Origin of the sequence: Devosia sp. 67-54 (assembly GCF_001899075.1) — a bacterium.
GTDB lineage: Bacteria > Pseudomonadota > Alphaproteobacteria > Rhizobiales > Devosiaceae > Devosia_A.
The window spans coordinates 54,214-76,005 of the sequence record NZ_MKVA01000009.1; the positions used below are offsets into that span (position 1 = coordinate 54,214).

A 21,792-nucleotide genomic window follows, 5' to 3' on the forward strand; every position below is an offset into this window, starting at 1 on the left:
CCATCGCCTCAGATGTCGAAGAACACTGTTTCATCCGGCCCCTGCAGGTGGATGTCGAAGCGATAGCTGTCCCCGGTTCGCGTCCCGATCAGCGTCGGCACGCGCGTCCGGTGTTCGATCCGCAACAGGATCGGATCGGCGGCATTGGCCTCCGCTTCGTCGGAAAAGTACATGCGCGTGTTGAGTCCCAGATTGATGCCACGCGCCACGATCCATAGGCTCACATGCGGCCCCTGCAATCGCCCGTCGGGAAACGGCACCCGGCCCGGCTTGATGGTCTCGAAGCGATAGAGGCCGCTCTGCGGATCGGCCGCCGCCCGCCCCCAGCCGGCGAAATTGGGGTCGGCGGTTCCGCGCGTCTCCGACGGGCTGGGATAGAGCCCCGCGGCATCGGCCTGCCAGATCTCGATGACGCAGTCGCGCAGCGGCTCGCCGGTGCCGTCGAACACGTGCCCCTCGATGGCGATGCGCTGGCCCTTGGCCTTGTCGTTGAGCATCCGCCCGCCGAGGTCTTCGGCATGCGCCCCGTGGATGCCGACGAAGTTCGGCATCAGTCCGATATGGACATACGGCCCCGCGGTCTGCGACGGCGTCTCCTTGAGCGTGTCGAGCGCCTGCGGCATCAATTGCCCTCCAGCCGGTTCTCGAACATGGTCGAGCGTCGTCCGCGCAGCACGATGTCGAATTTGTACGCGGTCGCATCCATGGGAATGGTGCGCGCCATGTCGAGCGGAGCAATCAGTTGCTCCACCGCGCGCCGGTCGCTGAGGCCGCCGGTCATCGGGTCGAGTTTGATCAGCGGGTCGCCCTCGAAATACATCTGCGTGATCAGCCGCTGCGCGAAGCCCGAGCCGAAGATCGCGAAATGAATATGCGCCGGCCGCCAGTCGTTGACGCCGTTCGGCCACGGATAGGCGCCCGGCTTGATGGTGCGGAACGCATAGCTGCCATCCTCGCCCGACAGGGCCCGCCCGCAGCCGCCGAAATTCGGATCGAGCGGCGCCAGATACCCGTCCTTCTTGTGCCGGTAACGCCCCGCCGCGTTGGCCTGCCAGAACTCGATCAGCACGCCCGGCACCGGCCTTCCACGCTCATCGAGCACGCGACCGTGCACGATGATGCGCGGTCCCTGCGCACTCTCGCCGGGCTTGGCGAAATTGTGGATCAAATCGTTGTCGAGCTCGCCGATGATGTTCGGCCCGAACACCGGCCCGGTCATTTCCGACATCGTGTTGGAGAACGAGATCGGCGCGCGCTGCGGCGAGCGCAGCACGGTGGTCTTGTAGGCCGGGGTCAGCGCCGGCGGATGCCATAGCCGGTCGCGCGGATAGAACGGCCCGGTCTCGGGCGCTTCGTTGCTCCGCCCGCTCATTCGCCCTTCCCCGCCGCGATGTCGGCGAACACCTGCTTGGCCACCCGGAACGCCGTATTGGCCGTCGGCACGCCGGCATAGATGGCGACATGCAACAGCGCTTCGCGTACGTCCGCTTCGGTGGCGCCGGTGCGCGCCGTCGCCCTGATATGCATCGCCAATTCGTCGGTATGCCCCAGCGCGGCCAGCAGCGCGATGGTGACGATCGAGCGCTCGCGCTTGCTCCATTCGTTGCGCGACCACAGATGCCCCCACGCCGCCTCGGTGATCAGCGCCTGGAACGGCTCGTCGAATTCGGTCGTCGCCGCTTCGACCCGTTCGACATAAGCATCGCTGAGGACGGCTCGTCGGGTTTCCAGTCCCTGCCGGAGACGCGGCGATTTGAGATCAGTGACTGACATGAGAACCCGTCTCCGTTGCGACGAAGGACATGAAACTACGCGTGATGGCGGCCAGGGTGTCCGGCTGCTCGATCGAAGGAAGATGCCCGCAGGCCTTGATCAGTTCGAACCGCGCCCGCGGGATGGACCGCGCGAAATCGGCCACTGCCGCGGCCGGCGTCGAGCCGTCCTCGTCGCCGACGACGCAGATCGTCGGCACCCGGATCCGCGGCGCCAGTGCGCTGAGGTCGGCATCGCGCAGCGCCACGCAGGTCGCGAGATATCCCTCGACCGCCTGCCGTTCGAACATGGTGCGATAGCCGGCATAGTCGGGATTGTCCGGCACGCGGAACGCCGCCGTGAACCAGCGCGAGAGAATGCCATCGGCCACCGCCACGAGGCCCTCTGCCTCGATCCGGCCGATGCGTGCCGCCCAGAACGCGGCATCGCCGATCTTTCCCAGCGTGTCGCACAGCATCAGCGCCTCGACCAGATCGGGGCGCGAGGCATAAAGCTGCTGCGCCACCAGTCCACCCACCGACACGCCGCAGATGATGGCGCGGCCGATCCCGAGATGCCCGAGCAGCGCCGCCAGGTCGTCCGCCAGCAGCGCGATCGAATACGGCGTGCGCCCCACTTCGCTCAACCCGTGCCCGCGCATGTCGTAGGCGACAATGGTCACCTCGCCGGCAAGCCGCACCACCAGGTCACGCCAGATCCGGAAATCCGTCCCCAGCGAATTCACGAGCACCAGCGTCGGCCGGCCCTTGGGCCCGCCGATCACCTGATGGTGCATCGTGACGTCGTTGAGGCGCGCGAACTGCATCAGAACGGATAGCCCTGCTTGGGATCCTCGATGGTGATCCAGCGCAGATCGGTGAACTCGTTGATCGCCGCCTTGCCGCCGAAGCGACCGAAGCCCGATCCCTTGACGCCGCCGAACGGCATCTGCGCCTCGTCGTTCACCGTCGGCCCGTTGATGTGACAGATGCCGGCCTCGATCTGCGCCGCGACCCGCAGCGCCCGCTGGATGTCGCGGCTGAACACCGCCGACGACAGGCCGTACTCGGTGTCGTTGGCGACGCGGATCGCCTCTGCCTCGCCCTTGACGCGGATCACCGACTTGACCGGCCCGAACGACTCCTCCGTATAGAGGCGCATCCCCGGCCCGACATTGTCGAGCACCGTCGCCTCCACCACCGTGCCGGTGCGCTTGCCGCCCGCCTTGAGCTTGGCGCCCTTGGCCGTCGCGTCGGCGATCAGCGCCTCCATCTTTTCGGCCGATTGCGTGCTGATCAGCGAGCCCAGCACCACATGCCCGCGCGGATCGCCCGCCGGCAATTGCGCCGCGCGCGCCGCAAGCTTGTCGACGAACGCGTCGGCGATCGTGTCGTCGACGATGATGCGTTCGGTCGACATGCAGATCTGGCCCTGATGCATGAACGCGCCGAAGATCGCCGCATTCACCGCGCCGTCGAGGTCGGCGTCGTCCAGCACCACCAGCGGCGCCTTGCCGCCGAGCTCGAGCAGCGCCGGCTTCAGGTGCTTGCCAGCAAGCTCGCCGATGCGCCGGCCGACCCCGGTCGAGCCGGTGAAGTTCACGCGCCGCACCGCCGGATGCGCGATCAGCGCTTCGACCACGGCGGCAGCGTCCTTGGGATCGTTGCTGATGACGTTGACCACGCCTTTGGGCATGCCGGCATCGGCGAGGCACTGCCCGATCAGCCGATGGATGCCGGGGCAGCTCTCGGACGCCTTCAGCACCACCGTGTTGCCGCAGGCGAGCGGCATGGCGATGGCGCGGGTGCCCAGGATCACCGGCGCGTTCCATGGCGCGATGCCCAGCACCACGCCGGCCGGCTGCCGGATGCCCATGGCCAGGGTGATGCCCGGATTGTTGGACGGGATCACCTCGCCGGCGATCTGCGTCGTCATCGCCCCGGCCTCGCGCAGCATGTTGGCCGCCAGCATGACGTTGAAGCCGGCCCATGGCGCCGTGCCGCCGGTTTCCTCGATCATCAGCCGCGTGAACTCGTCGACACGGCTGTCCATGATGTCGGCCGCCTTCATCAGCAACGCGCGGCGCTCACCGGGTCCGGTCTTGCTCCAGCTCTTGAACGCCGCCGCGGCCGCCTCGACCGCCGCGATGGCATCGGCGACGCCCGCCGCCGCAGCCCGGGTCGCGAGCTTGCCCGTATAGGGATCGTTGCGGTCATAGGTCGCTCCGCTCTGCGCCTGCCGCTCCTCGCCATCGATCAGAAACCCGATGTCCATCTCGCTCTCCTAAAATCCCAGCATCTGTGCATTGACCGCAGCTTCGAGGCCGCCATCGGCGGCGACGTTGCTGCCATTGATCCAGCGCGCGCCATCCGAACACAGGAACGCGATCACCGGCGCGATGTCGGAGGGCGTGCCGGCGCGCCCCACCGCGGCGATGTCGGCATCGACCCGCTGGTCGCCGAACACCTGCCGGAACTGCCCCAGGATCGGCGTTTCGACCGGACCCGGGCTGACCGATACTACCCGCACGCCGCGATCCTTGAAGGCCGCATCATGCGCCGCGAGCTGCGTCCATGGCAGCAGCAATTCCTTGCTCAGCGGATAGGCTTCGGCATCGGTCGCACCATGCTCCTTGAGCACGGCGGCGACATCGGGGAAACCGGCGACCGCTACCATCGAGCGCGCCCGGTTGAGATTGGCGCGCCAGCCATAGCCGGCGATCGAAGCGACATTGACCACCACGCCCCCGGGGCGGATGTGCTGCGCCGCCGCCTCGCTCAGCGCCCGCAGCCCGTAGAAATTGACCGCCACCGCCGGTGCCGCGCCGCTGGCGCTCGACAGGCCGGCGACATTGCACAGCGCATCGAACCGCCCGGGCAGGTGCCGCGCGATTTCGGCGACGCCCGCGGCGGTCGACAGATCGCCATGGATGAAGCCGCTGAGCGGCGCCCGCCCCTCCTTGAGGTCAACGCCGATCACCTCAGCCCCGAGCTGGGCGCAGAGTTCGGCCGTGCGCGCACCGATGCCCGAGGCCGCGCCGGTGATGACGATGCTTTTGCCCAGCAGCATCATTTGCCGCCCTCCTCCTGCCGCACATCCGACCGGACGTCGAGGCGGTAGCCGACCGGCAGCAGCCGCAGCCCGGTGCGCCGCTCGATGGCGCCCCAGATGCCGCGCGGCAGCAACAGGGCAAAGACCAGCGCGGTCGCCCCGAGGCCGACGAGGTACCAGACTCCGGCCGAGCCGAACCATGTCTCGATCAGAAAGAAGATCACCGCACCGATGATCGCCCCCTCGAACGTGCCGATACCGCCCACCAGCACCATGAAGATCATGTAGGCGGTCCACTGCACCGAAAAGAACGCCTTTGGCTGGAAGGTCAGCGCGGTGGCGAGCCATAGCGCCCCGGCGATGCCCACGCCGAACGCCGCCAGCACGAAGATCAGCCGCTTGGTGGCGGTTACCCGCACGCCCACCGACGCCGCCGCATCCTCGTTGTCGCGGATCGCCTGGATGGCCGCGCCGACGCGGCTGCGCAGCAGCAGGAACAGCCCGCCCAGCAGCCCGAGCAGCGACGCCAGCGCCAGCCAGTAGATGACGTTGCGCCTGAGCACCGGATCGAAGGCGTTGAGCGCGATCAGCGACGTGCCGGTCTCGCCCCGCACCAGCGGATCGAGGTTGACCAGCAGATGCGCGAGCTCCGCCACCACCCACATGCCGATGGCGAACTCGCCGCCCTTGAGCCGCAGCATCGGATAGCTGAGCGGCACCGCGACGATGGCCACGATCATTCCCGCCAGCATCATCCCCACGAACGGGTTGAGGCCCCAATCGGCGAGCTTGATGGTGAAATAGGCCCCGAGCCCGACGAACAATTGCTGGCCGACGCTCACCAGGCCGGCATAGCCGGCGAGCGCATTCCACATCGCCGCCATGATCACATAGACGAACAGGATGGTGAGCCGGTCCATGGCACCCGGCCCCAGCCACTGCGGCGCGATCGCCGCCACCACCGCGAGCACCGCCACGCACGCCACGCTGGCGCGCGACACCGTGGTCCAGCGCTCGACGCGAAAGCCGGTCTGCGCGTTCATGTCCGCCCCCTGAGGAACGGGCGGACGCCACCGGCAAGCCAGATGCGCACGAACAGCACCACGAGGAACACGCCGTGTCCGGCAATCAGGAAGCCCAGCGGCGACACCTTGGCGCCGAGCGTCTGCGCCAGCGCCAGCACGATGCCGCCCAGCAGCGTGCCCCACACCGAGCCGGCGCCGCCGATCACCGCCGCCTCGAAGGCGAACAGCAATTGCGCCGCGCCGGAATAGGCGTCGAACGTGCCGCGCATGCCCAGCGCCGCCCCGGCGAGACCGACCGTCGCCAGCGCGATGGCCGAGGCCACCGCCGTGGCCATGCGCGCATTGATCCCCACCAGCCCGGCGGTGTCGGGATCTTCCGACGTCGCCCGGATCGCGCGCCCATAGGGCGTGAAGCTCAGGAACAATTGCAAGCCGACCAGGACGATGATCGCCAAAGCGAAAATGCCCACCGACAGCTCGCCCACATAGATGCCGCCGGGCAGCTCGATCGAATCGTAGCTCAGCGTGCCGATATAGTTGCTGAGCGAGCGGGTGTTGGCTCCGAAGCCGGTGAACAGCGCATTGTCGATGACGATGGAAAGCCCGAACGTCGCAAGAATGGGCACCAGCTCGCCGGCGCGGAGCGCCCTGTCGAGCACGAAGCGTTGCAGCAGGAACCCGATGACCGCCATCAGCGGCAGCACCACGAGCAGGCCGAGGAACGGCGAGATGCCGTAGTTCTGCGCCAGCACCAGCAGCGCATAGGCGGCCAGCACCGCGAGGCTGCCATGCGCCAGATTGATGATGCGCATCACCGAGAACATGAAGCTGAGGCCCGCCGCGATCAGCGCGTAGTAGCCGCCGAGCAGAACGCCCTGGATGATGGTATTGATCATGCCATCGCCCTCTCGCGCCCGACGCCGAAATAGGCCTCGGTCACCGCCTCGCGCGGCAGCGACGCGGTGGGTCCCTCGAGCACCACACGGCCTTCGAGCATGCATACGACGCGTTGCGCCACCCCGAGGGCTCGCGACAGATCCTGCTCCACCAGCAGCACCGTGGTGCCCGACTGCATCAGCCCCTTGAGCGAGTCGTAGAGCCGCTCGATGGCGATCGGCGACAGGCCGAGCGACACCTCGTCGAGCAGCAGCAGCGAGGGATTGCTCATCAGCGCCCGCCCGATCGCCGTCGCCTGCTGCTCGCCGCCCGACAGCGTCCCGGTGCGAGCCTTGAGGCGGGCCTCGAGATTGGGAAAGGTCTCGAGCACCTTCCTGACCGTCCACGGCCCCTTGCGGCCCGCCAGGCGTCCGACCAGCAGATTCTCCTCGACCGTCATCTGCGTGAACAGCCGCCGCCCTTCCGGCACCAGCGCGATGCCCATGGCCACGCGGCGGTGCGCCGGCACCTGCGTGATGTCCTGCCCGTCGAGCTCGATACGTCCGGCGGTCGGCCGGTGCGCCCCGGCGATCGCGCGCAACAGGGTTGTCTTGCCGGCGCCGTTGGCGCCCACCAGCGCCAGCACCTCGCCGCTCGCCACCTCGAACGATACTTCGCGCACGGCATGCAGCAGCCCGTGATGCAGATCGAGCGATTTGACGGTCAGCGCGCTCATGCCGGCGCGCCTCCCAGATAGGCCGCCACCACGCCTTTGTCGGACAGCACCGCCTGCGGAGCGCCGTCGGCGATGATCTTGCCGGCATCCATGCAGATCAGCCGCTCGGCCACCTGCACCAGCACCTGCACGATGTGCTCGATCCAGACGATCGAGATGCCTCGCCGCCTGAGCACGCGGATGGTCGCCACCAGATCGTCGGCCTCGGCATTGGTGAGGCCGCCCCCGATCTCGTCGAGCAGCAGCAGCGATGGCCGCGTCGCCAGCGCGCGCGCCAGCTCCAGCCGCTTGCGCGCCAGCAGGCCGAGCGTTTCCGCCGGCCGGTTGGCGACCTTCAGCATGTCGCATTGCGCCAGCGCATCGGTGGCGATGTCATAGGCTTCGTCGCCGCTGGCGCCGCCGGCCTGGCTCGCCGCCACATAGGCGTTCTCGAACACGGTCATGCCCGAGAACGGCCGCGGTATCTGGTGCGTCCGTGCCAGGCCGCGCCGGCAACGCGCCGGCGCCCCCAGACGCGTCACATCATCGTCCTTGAAGCGGATGCTGCCCGCCGACGGAGGCTGCGCCCCCGCCAGCACCGACAGCAGTGTGGTCTTGCCGGCCCCGTTGGGGCCGACGATGCCCAGCGCCTCGCCCTCGCCGATGCTGAGGTCGACACCGTCGAGCACCACAAGCGCGCCGAAGCGCTTGTGCAGCCCGTCGGCGACGAGGATCGGCGTTGTGGCCTGCATGGCACGGCTCCGGATGGCTCCCTTGCGATCAGCTATTGTACGGCAACAGCTTGGCCGCGACGGGAACATTCGGATCGGGAGCATTGTCCACGATCACCAGGTCGAACGGATATTTGCTGCCCGGCTTCGACTTCACCCATTGCGCCCCGATGATCGGGGCCTCCGACACGTTCGGCACCGGTCCGGTGTTGAAGTCGACCTTGCCGACCATGGTCGTGGTGTTGAGGGTCGACAGGGCTTTGGCCAACGCTGCCTTGTCGTTGGGCGTCCCTGCGGCGGCCAACGCCGCGAAGCCGCCGTCGAGCAGCGCCATGCTGGCGCCGAGCTGCTGCTGGCGCTGCTTGCCCGCCGTCGCCTCGTAGCCGCTCGCCAGATCTTCGCCCGACATGCCGGTGAGCGACGATTTGTACGGGAAGGTCCAGTGCCAATAGGCCGCCGTCGCCAGCTTGTCACCAAGATCGCCCACCGCTTCGATGTCGCTTGGGAACAACCCGGTCTTGGCGATCTGCGCGATCTTGATCTGCTTGGTCAGGCCCTGCTGCGCCGCCTGCCGCCAGAAGGCCGCAAAGTCCGGCGGGATCGGGAAGGTGTTGAACATCTCAACCCCCTCGTCCTTGAACTTCTGGATCTGCGACGAATAGTCGGTGGTGCCGTCCTCGTACGGACCCGGATCGATGATCGTATAGCCGCCCTTCTCGAGCAGTGGCGCCAGGGCCGCGCGAATGGCGTTGCCATCGGCGTCGTTGGGATACATCACGCCGATCTTCTTGTTGGTTTCGATGCCCTTCCACATGCTCAGATAGGTTTCGGCGAACACCTCGGTGCCGAAGCTGAACAGGTAGGTCCATTTGAACGGCGACGGTGCGCCCGGCTTGGCGCCACGGCCGAAGTAGAACGCTTCCCACGGCACGATGGTGCCGAGGCACGGTACACCTGCCGCTTCGCAGGCATCGGCCACCGGATTGACCACCTCGGGCGTCGAAGTGGTGAGCATCATGTCGATGCCCTGGTTGTTGATCAGATCCTTGGCCAACTGGCCGGCGCGCGCCGGATCGGATTGCGTGTCCTGGTCGATGATGGTGACGGCATAGGTCTTGTCGCCCACCTTGAAGCCGTTGGCGAGCGCCTTGCGCGCCATGTCGAGCACGTAGCCGTCGCCCTCGCCGAACCCGCCCAGCGGGCCGGTGCGCGGGCTGATGAAGCCGACCTTCAGCGTGTCTGCGGCCTGCGCCGAATTGGTGCCGGCGCCAAGCGCGACGGCACCGGCGGCTGCGGCGGACGATGCGAGGAAGCCCCGGCGGGTAAGGCCGGTCCGGTGTTCTGTCATGTCAGTCCTCCCTTGACGGCCCTCCTGCCGCCGCTGCCACAATCGAGCACCGTTCCGTATTGGTAAAATGAGAAATTTTCCGGTACCCATAACCCGGAGGTTATTCCATGACCGATCTTCCGGTAAAGTTCCGGCATCTGCGCACACTGGTCGAGGTGGCGCGCCAGCAAAGCGTCGGCAAGGCCGCCGACGTGCTGCATGTGAGCCAGCCGGCCGTCACCAAGACTCTGCGCGAGCTCGAAAGCGCGCTCGGCACGACGCTGGTCGAACGCGACGGCCGCGGCATCCGCATCACCCAGTTCGGCGAGGTCTTCCTGCAGCATGCCGGCGCCAGCCTTGCCGCCATCCAGCGCGGCATCGACAGCGTGGCGCGCGCCCGCGCCAATTCCGGCCCGCCGCTGAGAATCGGCGCCCTGCCCACCGTCTCCGCCCGCATCATGCCGGGAGCGCTCGAGCGCTTTTTGGCGCTGCGCACCGGCAATCCGGTCAAGATCGTCTCCGGCGAAAACGTCGTTCTGCTCGAGCAGCTTCGCCTCGGCCAGCTCGACCTAGTGGTCGGCCGCCTCGCTGCCCCCGAATTGATGACGGGCCTCAGCTTCTCGCACCTCTACGCCGAGCCGGTGGTATTCGCCGTGCGCCGCGGCCATCCGCTGTTGCAAGGCCGCGGCTTTGACTTCGCCCGCATCCGCGACTTCACCGTGCTGATGCCGACCCAGGGTTCGGTCATCCGCCCGTTCGTCGAACGCTTCCTCATCGGCCATGGCATCGGCGATCTGCCGGTCGAGATCGAAACCGTGTCCGACGCCTTCGGCCGCGCCATGATCCGGCAGTCGGACGCCATCTGGGTGATCTCGGAAGGCGTCGTCGCCCCCGATATCGAATCCGGCGACACGCAGCGGCTGCCGGTCGATACCTCCGAAACCCGCGGCGCGGTCGGCCTCACCATCCGCGCCGGCGTGCCCGAGCCGCCCGGCAGCGCCCTGCTCGCCAACTGCCTGCACGAGACGGTGCGGGCGCTGGGACTCTAGCCGGATCAGTCCCGCTTGTAGGCGCCCAGCCCCGGCCGGTAGCTCTTGTCGTCGAGGAACTGCCGAAGCCCTTCGTCGCGCCCACGGCTCTTGTCGAGCAGCAGCATCTGCTCGAGCTTGGCGTAGATGTAGTCGTCCGACGCGTCCCACGGCATGTTGCGCACGCGCTTGAACGTGTCCTTGGCGGCCTTCAGCGTCACCGGATTCTTGTCGAGCAGCACCCTGGCGAGGGCCATCACTCGCGCCCGCAATTGCGCCGCGGGCACGGCCTCGTTGACCAGCCCCATCGCCGCCGCCTTGCGCCCGCCGAAGGTTTCGCCGGTCATGATGTAGTAGAGCGCATCGCGATGCCGCATGACTTCCGCCACCGCGCGCGTGACATTGCCGCCCGGCAAAATGCCCCAGTTGATCTCGCTGAGCCCGAACTGCGCCTCCTCGGCCGCGATCGCCAGGTCGCACGCCACCAGCGGTGTGAAAGCTCCGCCGAAGCACCAGCCATTGACCATGGCGATGCTCGGCTTCTCGAAATACATCAGCCGCTGCCACCAGGTGCCCGACTGCCGCCGCACCTTGAGCGTCGCCGCCCGCGGCTTGCCGTCGTTGTCGCGGAAATATTCCTTGAGGTCCATGCCGGCCGACCAGGCCTCGCCGGCGCCGGTCAGCACCAGCACCCCGACCTCGTCGCGGCCTTCGAGGTCGTCGAGCACCTGCAGCATGCGCTCGTTGAGCGCCGGGTTCATCGCATTGCGCTTCTGCGGGCGGTTGAAGGTGACCGTCGCCACGCGATCGGCAATTTCGACAAGCACGACATCGTCGCTCATCCGAACTCTCCATTCATGAGGCGCTCTCGCAGCACCGGCTTCAGGATCTTGCCCGCCGCACTGCGCGGAATGGCCTCGACCACCACTACGCGCGTCGGGCACTTGTATTTCGCGAGGCGAGCGGCGCAGTGCGCGCGCAACGCGTCCGGATCGAAACTCGCTGCGTCCTCCGGCACAACAAAGGCGACGCCGATCTCGCCCCAGCGCGCGTCCGCTATCCCGAGCACCGCGGCGTCAGCGACGGCTCCGCTCGCCGCGACCACGGCCTCGACCTCGGCCGGATAGACGTTCTCGCCGCCCGACACGTACATGTCCTTGAGCCGGTCGACGATGCGATACATCCCCGACATCTCGCGCCGCGCCAGGTCGCCGGTGCGGTACCAGCCTTCGGCGAACGCCGCCGCCGTCTCCGCCGGCCGGTTCCAGTAGCCCGGCGTGACCGACGGCCCCCGCAACCAGACCTCACCCACGTCGCCAGCGCGGACATCGGCGCCATCCGCCACGAGACGGATTTCAATGTGCGGGGCCGGCAGGCCGACCGCGCCGGCGCTGCGCCGCACTGCCTCGCGATCGATCGGGACGTGGATCGCCGTTCCAGCTTCACTCATGCCATAGCCATTGACCAGCGGCACGCCGAACTCCAGGAACCGCTCGATCAGCGCCGGAGCGGGCGGCGCGCCGCCGAGGAAGATCGCGTGCAGGCGCTTGAGCGCGGCGGCGTCGAACGCCGCGTCCGCCGCCAGCGCCTCGGCCATCATCGGCACGGCAAAATAGTGCGTCACGCCAAGCGCCGCGTCGCTAAGCGCCGCCAGCGTACGCGGCACCAGAAAGCGGTCGGTCAACACCAATGTGCCGCCCGCCATCAGCGTCGAACGCGCCACCGCGATCAGCCCGATGGTATGGAACATCGGCAGGTCCGACAATGTCACCGACCCGGCATGCACCTCGCCCACCGCGATGAAGTTCAGCGCCGCCGCGAAGGCATTACGGGCCGTGACGATGACACCCTTGGGCCGGCCGGTGGTTCCCGAGGTGTAAAGCAGGATGATCGGCCGGTGCACCGGCAGCGGCTGGGCCGGCAGCGGCGCGGTCGTGCGGATTTCATCGAGCGCGCCCGTCGCGGCGACGCCCGCGGCGAGCAGCGGCAGGAACTCGTTCTGCGCCACGACCAGGCGCGGCGCACAATCCTCGAGCAGCGCTGCGATCTCCGGCCCCGCGAGCCGCCAGTTGAGCGGCACGAAAATCGCCCCGCAGCGCTCCGCACCCAGCGCCAACACCAGCAGTTCGACGCCGTTCCGGCCAAGATAGGCGACGCGCTCACCCTGCGTCTCGCCCAACCGTGACGCGAGCCAGCCGGCTGCGCGATCGGCCAGCGCAGTCAGCTCCGCATAGGCGAGGCGCTCGCCGCTCGCCAGCGCCACCACGGCCGTCTTTGCCGGCCGCGCCGCCGCCGCATAGGCAAGAGCATCGGTGCTGAACTCGTCCTCGGCCAACCGCTCCTCCGCGATTGTCGTTGCGACAATTGTATGTAACACGTACAAAATTGCCGAGGAGGACGCAAGCATGTCGACAATCGCCACGGATGGCGACGCCGGCCCCGCCCTGCAACTGGGCTGGCTCGAGGCGCTGCTGGGATTTCATCTGCGCATGGCCAGCGCCGCCGTCGCCCGCGACTTTGCCGGCGCGATGCACGGCCTCGACCTGACGCAGAAGCAATATGCGGTGCTGGAGCTGATCGACGCCAATCCCGGCGTCTCGCAAATCGATCTCGCCACAACCCTCGGCACCGACCGCGCCACCATGATGGCCATCGTCGACCGCCTCGACGGGCGCCAGCTCCTCACCCGCCGCCGCTCGGCCAGCGACGGCCGCCGCCAGGCGCTGCACCTCACGGCGGCCGGCGCGCGCCTCCTCATCGTAGCGCGGGACCGCATCGCCGAACACGAGCAGCGTTTCATCGCCGCCCTCGGCGGCCGCGGCGACCACCTGATCGCCATGCTGCGCGAGATTTACGGCAGGCCGGTCTGACGCTGACCCCGTGCTTAAGGGCCTCCGCGCATGAGGCCGCGGTCGACAGGCCGAAGAAGCAGATCTATTTCAGCAGGCCCGGCGACACCGATCCCTGCAATTGCCGCTGGAATACGATGTAGGCCACCAGCACCGGCAGCACCGTGATCACCACGGCGGCGAACAGCGCGCCGAAATCGACCGCATAGCCCGCCTGCGAGGCGAACTTGGCCATGCCCTGCGACAGCACGTAGTTGCCGTCCTTGGTGTTGAGGGCCACCGGCAGCAGGAACTGGTTCCACAGGCCGAGGAAGTTGAAGATGGCGACGGAGGCGAGACCGGGCTTGGCCATCGGCAGCATGATCTGGAAGAAGATGCGCCACGGCCCGCAGCCGTCGAGCGCCGCGGCCTCGGCCACCTCCTGCGGCAGCGTGCGGAAAAACGCATAAAGGAAGAACACCGTGAACGGCAGCGCGAACGCCACATAGGTGATGATCAGCCCCTGCAGCGTGTTGAGCACGTGGAAGCTCTGCAGCACGAAGAACAGCGGCACGATGGCGAGGAACGGCGGAAAGGTCAGGCCGGCCAGCATCGCATAATAGATGATCTTGTTGCCCTTGAACTCGTAGCGCGCCAGCACATAGGCGCACATGGCGCCCAGCAGCATGACGATGACCAGCGCGCTGGCCACCACGATCACCGAATTGAAGAAATATGTACCGATGCCGGCGCTGGTCCAGGCCGAGACATAGTTGTCGAAATTCCAGTTGGCGGGCAGCGTGAAGGGCGAGCTCAGCACCTCCTTGGTCGTCTTGAACGACGACAGCAGCACCCACAGCAGCGGAGCACAGACGATGATCATCCAGGCAATCAGGGCGACGTGCGAGATCGTGGCGACTGTCTTGTCGGTCCAGATGCCGGGCCGTGACGGCGTCTTGCGGACGAGCTTCGGCAGCGGCTGCATCGGCGAGGTGTTCACCGGCCGCCGACCCTCCGTCACCGGACTGACCGACTTGGTCCGCGGCGGCTTCTTTTCGCCGGTGAGATAGAACACCAGGAACACCAGCGCCGCGAACAGCAGCGTGACCACCGCCATCACCACGCCCATCGAGCTGGCGTAGCCGAACTTGGTTTTCTTGAACGCGGTAACCAGCAGGTCCTGCGAAATGGTCAGCGTCGAATTGTTCGGCCCGCCATTGGAGTTGAGGGCCTGCATGTAGACGAAGGCATCGAGCGCGAGGATACCCAGATAGATGTAGGCAGTGCGGATGTTGTCGCGGATCATCGGCACGGTGATGAACACCGCCGTGCGGAAGCGGCCGGCGCCATCGACGCGCGCCGCGTCGTACACCTCGGACGGGATGCCTTTGATCGCGGCGATGAACAGCACCATGTAGAAGCCGACCATCGACCACACGATCACGAAGATCGACGCGCCCATGGCGGTGCGTTCGTCGCCCAGCCATGGGAACGATTTGAACCCGCTGAGTCCGATGCCCGTCAGCAGCCCGTTCAACAGGCCGTTGGAAGGGTCGTACATCTGCGCCCAGATGATGCCGATGACGATCGCCGGCACCACATAGGGAAAGAACGAGACGATGCGGTAGATGCCGGAATTGGCGATGCCGCGCACCTCGCCGCGACTCACGCCGCCGACCGTGACCAGTGTTGCCAGGGTGAGCGACAGCACGATGGTCAGGGGCGGCAGGACGAGCGCCAGCACCAGATTGTTGCTGAGTGCCTTGAGGAAGACGCCGTCCTGCAGCAGCCTGAGGTAGTTGTCGAACCCCACGAAGTTCATCTTCCTGGAGAACCCACCCCAATCGGTGAGCGAGTAGTAGAACGCCTGCACGATGGGCAGGATCACGAAGATGATGTAGATCGCCAGCGGGATCCCCAGGAAGGCCAGCACGAAGCTGGCCTGCCCGAAGCTCGGAAGCGTCCACCGCCGCTTTGCAGCGGCCACCCTTTGTGCTCCTGCCATCGTGCCTTCGGTCACTTCACGACGACCTTGTTGACCGAGCTGTCGTTGTAGACGGCATCGGTGATGCCCTGCAGCGCGCTGGTGAGGCCCGCCACGTCGAGCTTGCCGTCAAGGAAGCTGTTCCAGGGAACCAGCATGTCCTTGTTGGTGCCGTAGAGGTCGACGAAGTTCCAGCTGAAGATGTCCGAGCCGCCATCGGCCAGCATCTTGTTCTGCGACACCAGAGCGGTCGATCCGAACCCGTCTTCGGGAACCAGGCCCTTGACGATGGTGGGAGCGAGACGCGTCTTGCAGAAATTGGTCGCAGCTTCCTTCGACAGCATGGTGCGCAGCAATTCCTTGCCGCCCGCCACGTTGGCGCCGCCCGTCGGAATGATGAACGGCTCGCCGGCAGTGGCGTGCAGCGCGGTCGGCTTCATCTTCGAGCCGGCCGTGACCGCGAGGTCCGGCATGCCGGTCATCTTGAAGCCGTCCTTGGTCGCCTTCTTCATCTCGTTCTCGATCCACGAGCCCGAGGGATAGAGCAGCCATGCCTGATCGTTCGACCACTGCGCCTGCGCCGCGGTGAACTGCGTGCCCGACCCACCGGGATGCATGTAGCCGGCCTGGATGATGTCGTAGAGGTGCTGGAACGCTGCCTGCACCGCCGGATGCGACCAGCACTTGGGCTGGATGTTGTCCAGGGCGAGACGAACCTCGTCGCCACCTTCCTTGATCGCCGAAGCGATCATCGTGGTCTGGTAGTAGGTCGCGGCTTCCTTACCCCAACCGAGCAGGTACTTGCCCTTTTCCTTGGCCTTGGCGCCAAGTTCCTTGGCCTCGTCCCAATTGGTCGGAGCCTTCCAGCCATTCTCGTCAAACAGGCTCTGCGAATACCAGATGCCATAGACGGTCATGACGTAGTTGAGCGCCACGAACTTGTCGCCGAAGGTGCCGGGAGCCTCGACGCCGCCGAACAGCGTGTCGCGGATCTTGGTGCCTTCCAGGTTCGGTGCGTCCAGAACGCTGTTCATGTCCTCGAGTTGGTCGAGGATGGCGTTGAAGCCGATGGCGTCGGCGCCCGAATTGTCGATGATGTCGGGCGGGTTGCCGCCAACGAAGCGCGGCTGCAGTTCCGTCGCGATCTGGGTCGACGGCGACACCGTGACCTTCACCTTCGGGTGGGCCTTCTGCATCACGTCGGCAGCGAACTGCACGTAGTCGATGCCATAGCCGCCGTTGAAAATCACCGCGTCGACGGCCGAGCCGTCGGCAACGCCGAACGGATTGGCCGCATCCTGCGCGAAGGCGCCGGTCGACAGCCCGGTCGAGCCGAGCAGGCCGCCCAGCGGCAGGGCCGCCGCTGCTGCCGCCGTCCCGCGCATGAACGAGCGGCGGTCGATAGTCTTATTGATACCCATTTCTGGTCCTTCCCTTTCCTTAGTGTAGTCCATTAAACCTCACGCCGGCCGGCTTCACAATAAAGCCATCAGGCCTCCCTGCGGATTCGCAAGCCGTAGAGATCTTCGAGAGCACGATTGTGCTCGTCACCTCCTGGAATATTGGCAGAAATATAGACCGGAGGTGTCTTGCCGCGCTGCCGCATCGTCTCGGCCACGCCGATGGTGATGCGCTGCGCAATAAAGGCCGCTGTGATCGAGGACACGGCGCCCACGCCGATGCCGCCCTCGAGCTGCATGGTGCTGTCGCCATAGGGCGCCAGATTGTCGATGACGATATCGGCGATTTCGCTCAGGCGCTTGCCGCTCGGATGCTTGGGCGTCACCCGGCTGGTATGGTCGAGGCTGGTCACCGCGATCACCTTGTGGCCGCGCGCCTTGGCCGCCAGCGCCACGCCCAGGATCGAGCCGTTCACGCCGGAATTCGAGGCGATGATGAACACGTCGTTGGGCTGCACGTCGAACAGCGCCAGCAGGTTCTCGCCGACATTGGGGTCGCGCTCGAATTCGGCGCCCCCCAGTTCCGACACCTTGCGGTCGCCGCGCAGCACCAACGTGCGAAGCGCGATGCGGTTGGTGGCGATCAGCCCGCCGGCGCGACCTGCGATTTCCATGGCGAATGCCTCGGAGTGGCCGGTGCCGAACGCCTGCACCACGCCGCCCGCCTCGAGCGAGTCCGTGATCAGCGCGATGGCGTCGTCGATCGGCCCGCCGGTAACCGCCAGGCGCTCCAGCCGCGTCGTGATCTCGCTGAGGTACTGCTTGATAAGGTCGGTCATGGTCAACTTGGCTCGTTGGACAGAGGGGCCGGCGCCCGGCGCGCCGCCGCGTGAGAGGAAGGTCCGCCGCGCATCGGCCGGCGGCGTGGCGCCACCGCGGCGCCGGAGGCCGCGAGCAGCCGCGTGGTGCGATCGAAATTCGACTGCGCGATGAGCAAATAGAGCAGGTCGACCACGAACAACTGGCAGTGCCGCGCCGACAGATCCGCCGGTTGCAGATAGCCGTCCGGCGACGCCGCGATCAGCACGTCGTCGGCCAGCCGCGCCAGCGGCGACTCCGGATTGCCGGTGATCGCCACGGTGCGGGCACCCGAAGCCTTGGCCACCGACAGCATCTGGATGGTCTCGTCGGTGCGGCCGGTATTGGAAATGCCGATCGCCACGCATTTGCGATCGAGGATCGCCGCGCTGGTAAGACCGTTATGCACCTCGGCCCAGGTGTGGACATTGATGCCGATGCGATAGAGGCGCGCCTCGATCTCCAGCGCCGTCAGGGCACTGCCGCCGACGCCGTAGACGTCGACATGCGGCGACTTGGCGATCGCCTCGGCCACGCGCATCGCCGTCGGCAGATCGAGCAGCCCCGCCGTCGTCTGCAGCGACAGCACATGCGTGTTGAGCAGCGCCCGCCGAATCTCATCGGGCGGATCGTGCGGGCCGAACGACCGCCCGATATCGGCGATCCATGCCGCCTGCGCCCCGCCGCGACCGACATCTTCGGCGATGCCGACGCGCAGTGGCGAGTAGCCGCCATAGCCGATCATCCGGCAGAACCGCGTGACGCTCGCCGCCGACGTTCCCGCGCGGTCGGCCAACTCGGTGATCGACAGGTTCAGCGGCGCCTTGGGATCTTCGATGAGCACCGCCGCAATCTTCGCCATCGTCGCCGGCATCTGCGACTGATACGTCTTGATGCGGTCCAGAACGCTGAACGTCTTTGCGGGAACGGTCATCTATGCTAACGAGCCCACGCCTGAAAATTGCTCTCAAGAAGGTCGACACGCTGGTGAAAACAATTCTTATCGAGCAAGTGCGCCGATTGCAAGCGACGTGATGGCTGAAATGGACAAGACCCTGCTCGCCATCGATGTCGGTGGCTCGACCTCGCGGGCCTGCCTGATCGACACCAGCGGCCGCTGTCTCGGGCGTGGCCGCAATCGCGGCGGCAACCCCGCCTCGAACACCCCCGAGCAGGCCGCCGCCGCCATTATTTCCGCAGTCGAGGCCGCCATCGCCGAGGCGGCGATCGAACATCCCGACATCGCCGTCGCGCTGATCGCGCTCGCCGGCCCGCAAAAGCACGTCGCGCTGGCGAAACTGGAAACGGCGTTCCGCGCCGCCGGGCTCACCGGTCCCATCGTCTTTGCCGGCGACGTCCAGGCGATGTTCTCGTCCGTCACTGCGACCACCGAGGGCTATTGCGTCATCGCCGGCACCGGCGCCGGCGCCGTGCGCATCCGCGGCGGCGAGGTGGAACGCGTCGTCGACCTTGCGGGCTGGCTGGCCGGGGACCTTGGCTCCGGCTTCTGGCTGGGCCAGCAGGCGGCGCGCGCCGCCGTCGCCGATCTCGAGGGCCGCGGCGAAAAAACGTCGCTGACCTCCGCCCTGCTCGCGGCCTTCGACATCCCCTGGAGCGAAGACCGCATCCTCGGCCGTCCCGCCCCGCTTCGTCTGTTGATCGACGCGATCTACGCCATTCGCCCGATCGAATTGGCGCGCTTCGCGCCGCTGGTTTTCGCCGATCGCAACGACCCCGTCGCGACAGGCCTCATCGCGGCGGCCGAGCGCTATCTCGCGCGACACTTTGCCTTGGCGTTCGACGCCACAATGCCGGGACCTGTCGTCTTGGGCGGGGGCGTCGTCACGCATTTGACCGGCGTCGCGCCCGCCATCGCCGACCTCGTTCGCGCTGCCGGGCACGAGCCCGACATCCGGGTGGCCGCCGACGGCTCGGTCGGCGCCGCCGTGCTCGCCCTGCGCGCAGTCGGCATCACCGTCGACGAACCGACGGTCGCGACCATCGCCGCCTCGATGGCAGCACCAAGCCTGGGCCCGGCAGCGCCTTAGTCTTCGAGTTGGTGCATGCGCAGATCAAGCGCTCGCGGCAGCGGGTGCGTCGTCAGGTCCTGTCGGATTTCATCGATCGTCGCGAGACGCCCGAGTTCGGCCTCCAGCCGCCCGCGCCGCAGCCGGCCCCACAGGTCCGAGAGCAACGTCTCGCCTTCGCGGATCGTGGCGAAGCGCCGGCTCAGCAGCAGCCGTTCGAGCTCGTCGAATTGTCCCGCATCGGCTGCCACGACCGCCCGCGCCAGAATGATCCGCTCGTTGTCGCGAATGCCCGCCGGCAAGGCCTCGACGAACGCCTTGAGTTCGGCGGGCCGCTCGGCCGCCATGAAATGCGTGGCGATCTCCACTGCCAGCTCGGCGGGTGCCTCGCCTGTCCGCCAGGCGCGCAGATAGTCCGCTGACGCGGCGCCGGCATCGACGGCCATGAGCGCGCGCAGCCGATAGGCCGGCCAGCTCGGCCGCAGCGCCAGCGAGCGCTCCACGTGCTCGTACGCTGCGATGCGGTCGCCTCGATCGAGCAGCGCGGTACCCAGTGCCAGTTCATGCAGCCAGCTCGTGCCCTGCGCCGCAGCACTGCCAGCGATCCGATCGGTCCAGACCTGCGACACCGCGATGCCTTCGGGCACTTGGCGCAGGCTGCGCTCCGAAACGGTGCTCCCTCGCGCCAGTTCGTCCCAGAAATCGTCGGGCGCCGTCACGGCGAAGTCGAGGCCCGCCGCCAGCGGTCGGCCCAGCAGCAGTTCCTGCCGCTGTCCCCATGGCTCCCCCTCGGACACGCGTCCATCGAGCGGCAGTCGCGCCTGCTCGCGCAGGAACGCATCGATCTCGGCCAGCTCGGTCGGCGGCACCGCGCCGTCGACAAAATCTGCCGCGTGCGCCACCGCCGCGCCGTATTCCGCATCATGAGCGCGACCTGCTTCCAGCCGCACTGGAAAGAATGCCTCGGTCCAGTCGAGCTCGGCGCCGCCACCGAGCACGAAGCGCTGGTTCTGCGTCGGCGCGACGCCGCTCTGGATTTCGAGGTACTTTCCCTCGCCCGGCCGCGACAGATAATCCATCCAGTTCTGCCCGCCCGGCGCACTGCCGAAATAGAAGAATTTGCGGCCCACCATTTCGCCGGTGCTGGTCTGTCCCAGCCCGAAACCGTCGCGGCCCACCGACATCACGAAGCGCCGATCGGCATGCGGCGCCCGGAAGAACACCGATGTCGCGTTTTCCCAATTGTCCGGGTAGGACGCATCCCAGTCCGGCCGCGGAAACTCGCAGCGGCCGAGATTGTTGCCCGGCCAGATGTGTTCAACCGAATAGTCGGCGGGACTCAGCACCCGCGTTCCCTCACCCATCGGCGCGGCGATGTTGGTCCACCAATAGGCGAGCTTCGCCTCGGCCGACGGATTGACGATGCGTCCGTGGGCATAAAGACACGCACCGTCGCTGGGCAGGAACAGGTCGACCTGCCACGTCGCCTCGACGATCCGGTCGAATTCGTAGATCCGGAGGACCGGCCCGCGCGGCGTGTCGCGCACGCCCGCGAACACCGGGGCACAGGTGAACGGCGTATGCCCGGGGATCAGCCCGTTCCACTCGATACCGCCCGAGAACCAGGCGTTGAGCGCGGCAAGGTTGGCCGGCTGGAACACCGGATTGCGGAACACCAGGTCGCGGCCAGTCTCGAGGTCCTTGAGCTCCAACAGCCGCCCGCCGAGCGAGGGCGCCACGACCGCCCGCAACCGTCCATTCTCGATCGCCACGACATCGAGCTTGCCCGGCCGCACCTCGCGATCGTAGTCGTCCGAAACCTGATACGGCAGGATCGAATCCTCGCCCCAGCGGAAGCCGTTGGCGCTCTCCTCCTCGGTGAGACCGACGTTAGGCGGAGTCGGACGGTCCGGCATCGGCTGCTGCCAACGGAATCGTGGCATGTTGCTAGGACGCCCCAGCCGCGCCATCGGCAGGCTGAGGACCTCCTTGCGGATTTGCGTGATTCCCATGGCCGCCGGCTCCTTCAGGTCAAGACCGCCACCTGCTCGCAGACAATTGCTCGGAGAGCAAGACGGCTCGCCGACGCTATGATCGGTGCTGTTTAGAACGATGCACTGGTGTGCACGGGTGATCTTTCCCTACATATTCAACTCCTGCAAAACAGCCTATTGCGATCACTGCACAGGT

At 67.0% G+C, this 21,792-nt stretch carries 21 protein-coding genes; 3 read left to right on the plus strand and 18 right to left on the minus strand.

Annotated elements, in window-relative coordinates; translation table 11 throughout:
* Positions 1-8 precede the first annotated feature (8 nt).
* The 11 genes from pcaG to BGO82_RS15620 are packed head-to-tail and all read right to left on the minus strand — an operon-like array spanning position 9 to position 9,498.
* Entirely contained in the window at positions 9-623 is a 615-nt protein-coding gene (pcaG, locus tag BGO82_RS15570; RefSeq protein ID WP_291306536.1) for a protocatechuate 3,4-dioxygenase subunit alpha, read from the minus strand.
* The gene (gene pcaH, locus BGO82_RS15575; RefSeq protein ID WP_291306537.1) at positions 623-1,372 is read right to left on the minus strand and encodes a protocatechuate 3,4-dioxygenase subunit beta; all 750 of its coding nucleotides are present in this window, start codon (positions 1,370-1,372) and stop codon (positions 623-625) included. Before pcaH ends, pcaG begins: the two co-directional genes overlap by 1 nt.
* Positions 1,369-1,773, minus strand: a complete 405-nt coding sequence (gene pcaC / locus BGO82_RS15580) for a 4-carboxymuconolactone decarboxylase (protein WP_291306538.1) — start codon at positions 1,771-1,773, stop codon at positions 1,369-1,371. Before pcaC ends, pcaH begins: the two co-directional genes overlap by 4 nt.
* Complete coding sequence (gene pcaD, locus BGO82_RS15585) at positions 1,760-2,578, minus strand: 3-oxoadipate enol-lactonase (protein ID WP_291306539.1); 819 nt, start codon at positions 2,576-2,578, stop codon at positions 1,760-1,762. Before pcaD ends, pcaC begins: the two co-directional genes overlap by 14 nt.
* The gene (locus BGO82_RS15590; RefSeq protein ID WP_291306540.1) at positions 2,578-4,026 is read right to left on the minus strand and encodes an aldehyde dehydrogenase; all 1,449 of its coding nucleotides are present in this window, start codon (positions 4,024-4,026) and stop codon (positions 2,578-2,580) included. Before BGO82_RS15590 ends, pcaD begins: the two co-directional genes overlap by 1 nt.
* A 9-nt stretch (positions 4,027-4,035) precedes the next feature.
* The gene (locus BGO82_RS15595) at positions 4,036-4,821 is read right to left on the minus strand and encodes a coniferyl-alcohol dehydrogenase (RefSeq protein ID WP_291306755.1); all 786 of its coding nucleotides are present in this window, start codon (positions 4,819-4,821) and stop codon (positions 4,036-4,038) included.
* Positions 4,821-5,846 (minus strand): branched-chain amino acid ABC transporter permease, encoded by a 1,026-nt coding sequence (locus BGO82_RS15600; protein ID WP_291306541.1) that lies wholly within the window; start codon positions 5,844-5,846, stop codon positions 4,821-4,823. The genes BGO82_RS15595 and BGO82_RS15600 overlap by 1 nt, the downstream gene beginning before the upstream one ends.
* On the minus strand, positions 5,843-6,724 hold the full coding sequence (locus BGO82_RS15605; RefSeq protein ID WP_291306542.1) for a branched-chain amino acid ABC transporter permease: 882 nt from the start codon (positions 6,722-6,724) through the stop codon (positions 5,843-5,845). Before BGO82_RS15605 ends, BGO82_RS15600 begins: the two co-directional genes overlap by 4 nt.
* Positions 6,721-7,440 (minus strand): ABC transporter ATP-binding protein, encoded by a 720-nt coding sequence (locus tag BGO82_RS15610; RefSeq protein WP_291306543.1) that lies wholly within the window; start codon positions 7,438-7,440, stop codon positions 6,721-6,723. Before BGO82_RS15610 ends, BGO82_RS15605 begins: the two co-directional genes overlap by 4 nt.
* Positions 7,437-8,171, minus strand: a complete 735-nt coding sequence (locus BGO82_RS15615; RefSeq protein WP_291306544.1) for an ABC transporter ATP-binding protein — start codon at positions 8,169-8,171, stop codon at positions 7,437-7,439. The genes BGO82_RS15610 and BGO82_RS15615 overlap by 4 nt, the downstream gene beginning before the upstream one ends.
* Before the next feature lie 28 nt (positions 8,172-8,199).
* Positions 8,200-9,498 carry an ABC transporter substrate-binding protein gene (locus tag BGO82_RS15620; protein ID WP_291306545.1) on the minus strand — a complete coding sequence of 433 codons (1,299 nt, stop codon included), beginning with the start codon at positions 9,496-9,498 and terminating at the stop codon, positions 8,200-8,202.
* Between the two features lie 107 nt (positions 9,499-9,605).
* Here BGO82_RS15620 and pcaQ point away from each other — a divergent pair, with 107 nt between their 5' ends.
* Positions 9,606-10,526, plus strand: coding sequence for a pca operon transcription factor PcaQ (pcaQ, locus tag BGO82_RS15625; RefSeq protein ID WP_291306546.1), 921 nt, complete (start codon positions 9,606-9,608; stop codon positions 10,524-10,526).
* A 5-nt stretch (positions 10,527-10,531) separates the two neighbouring features.
* Here pcaQ and BGO82_RS15630 read toward each other — a convergent pair whose 3' ends face one another.
* Entirely contained in the window at positions 10,532-11,347 is an 816-nt protein-coding gene (locus BGO82_RS15630) for a p-hydroxycinnamoyl CoA hydratase/lyase (protein WP_291306547.1), read from the minus strand.
* Positions 11,344-12,927, minus strand: coding sequence for an AMP-binding protein (locus tag BGO82_RS15635; protein WP_291306548.1), 1,584 nt, complete (start codon positions 12,925-12,927; stop codon positions 11,344-11,346). The genes BGO82_RS15630 and BGO82_RS15635 overlap by 4 nt, the downstream gene beginning before the upstream one ends.
* Here BGO82_RS15635 and BGO82_RS15640 point away from each other — a divergent pair.
* Complete coding sequence (locus BGO82_RS15640; protein ID WP_291306549.1) at positions 12,911-13,375, plus strand: MarR family transcriptional regulator; 465 nt, start codon at positions 12,911-12,913, stop codon at positions 13,373-13,375. The genes BGO82_RS15635 and BGO82_RS15640 overlap by 17 nt on opposite strands.
* A 64-nt stretch (positions 13,376-13,439) precedes the next feature.
* Here BGO82_RS15640 and BGO82_RS15645 read toward each other — a convergent pair whose 3' ends face one another.
* The 4 genes from BGO82_RS15645 to BGO82_RS15660 all read right to left on the minus strand — a co-directional run bounded on the left by BGO82_RS15645 (position 13,440) and on the right by BGO82_RS15660 (position 18,509).
* Complete coding sequence (locus tag BGO82_RS15645) at positions 13,440-15,320, minus strand: ABC transporter permease subunit (RefSeq protein ID WP_291306550.1); 1,881 nt, start codon at positions 15,318-15,320, stop codon at positions 13,440-13,442.
* Positions 15,321-15,349: 29 nt separating this feature from the next.
* The gene (gene ngcE, locus BGO82_RS15650) at positions 15,350-16,738 is read right to left on the minus strand and encodes an N-acetylglucosamine/diacetylchitobiose ABC transporter substrate-binding protein (protein WP_291306551.1); all 1,389 of its coding nucleotides are present in this window, start codon (positions 16,736-16,738) and stop codon (positions 15,350-15,352) included.
* A 68-nt stretch (positions 16,739-16,806) separates the two neighbouring features.
* The gene (locus BGO82_RS15655; protein ID WP_291306552.1) at positions 16,807-17,556 is read right to left on the minus strand and encodes an SIS domain-containing protein; all 750 of its coding nucleotides are present in this window, start codon (positions 17,554-17,556) and stop codon (positions 16,807-16,809) included.
* Between the two features lie 2 nt (positions 17,557-17,558).
* A complete protein-coding gene (locus BGO82_RS15660) occupies positions 17,559-18,509 on the minus strand; it encodes a MurR/RpiR family transcriptional regulator (protein ID WP_291306553.1) in 951 nt (316 codons plus the stop codon).
* A gap of 109 nt (positions 18,510-18,618) precedes the next feature.
* On the opposite strand from BGO82_RS15660, the gene BGO82_RS15665 reads away from it, so the two are divergent.
* The gene (locus BGO82_RS15665; protein WP_291306554.1) at positions 18,619-19,623 is read left to right on the plus strand and encodes a BadF/BadG/BcrA/BcrD ATPase family protein; all 1,005 of its coding nucleotides are present in this window, start codon (positions 18,619-18,621) and stop codon (positions 19,621-19,623) included.
* Here the strand turns inward: BGO82_RS15665 and BGO82_RS15670 are convergent.
* Positions 19,620-21,614 (minus strand): DUF5107 domain-containing protein, encoded by a 1,995-nt coding sequence (locus BGO82_RS15670; protein WP_291306555.1) that lies wholly within the window; start codon positions 21,612-21,614, stop codon positions 19,620-19,622. The genes BGO82_RS15665 and BGO82_RS15670 overlap by 4 nt on opposite strands.
* Between the last annotated feature and the right edge of the window lie 178 nt (positions 21,615-21,792).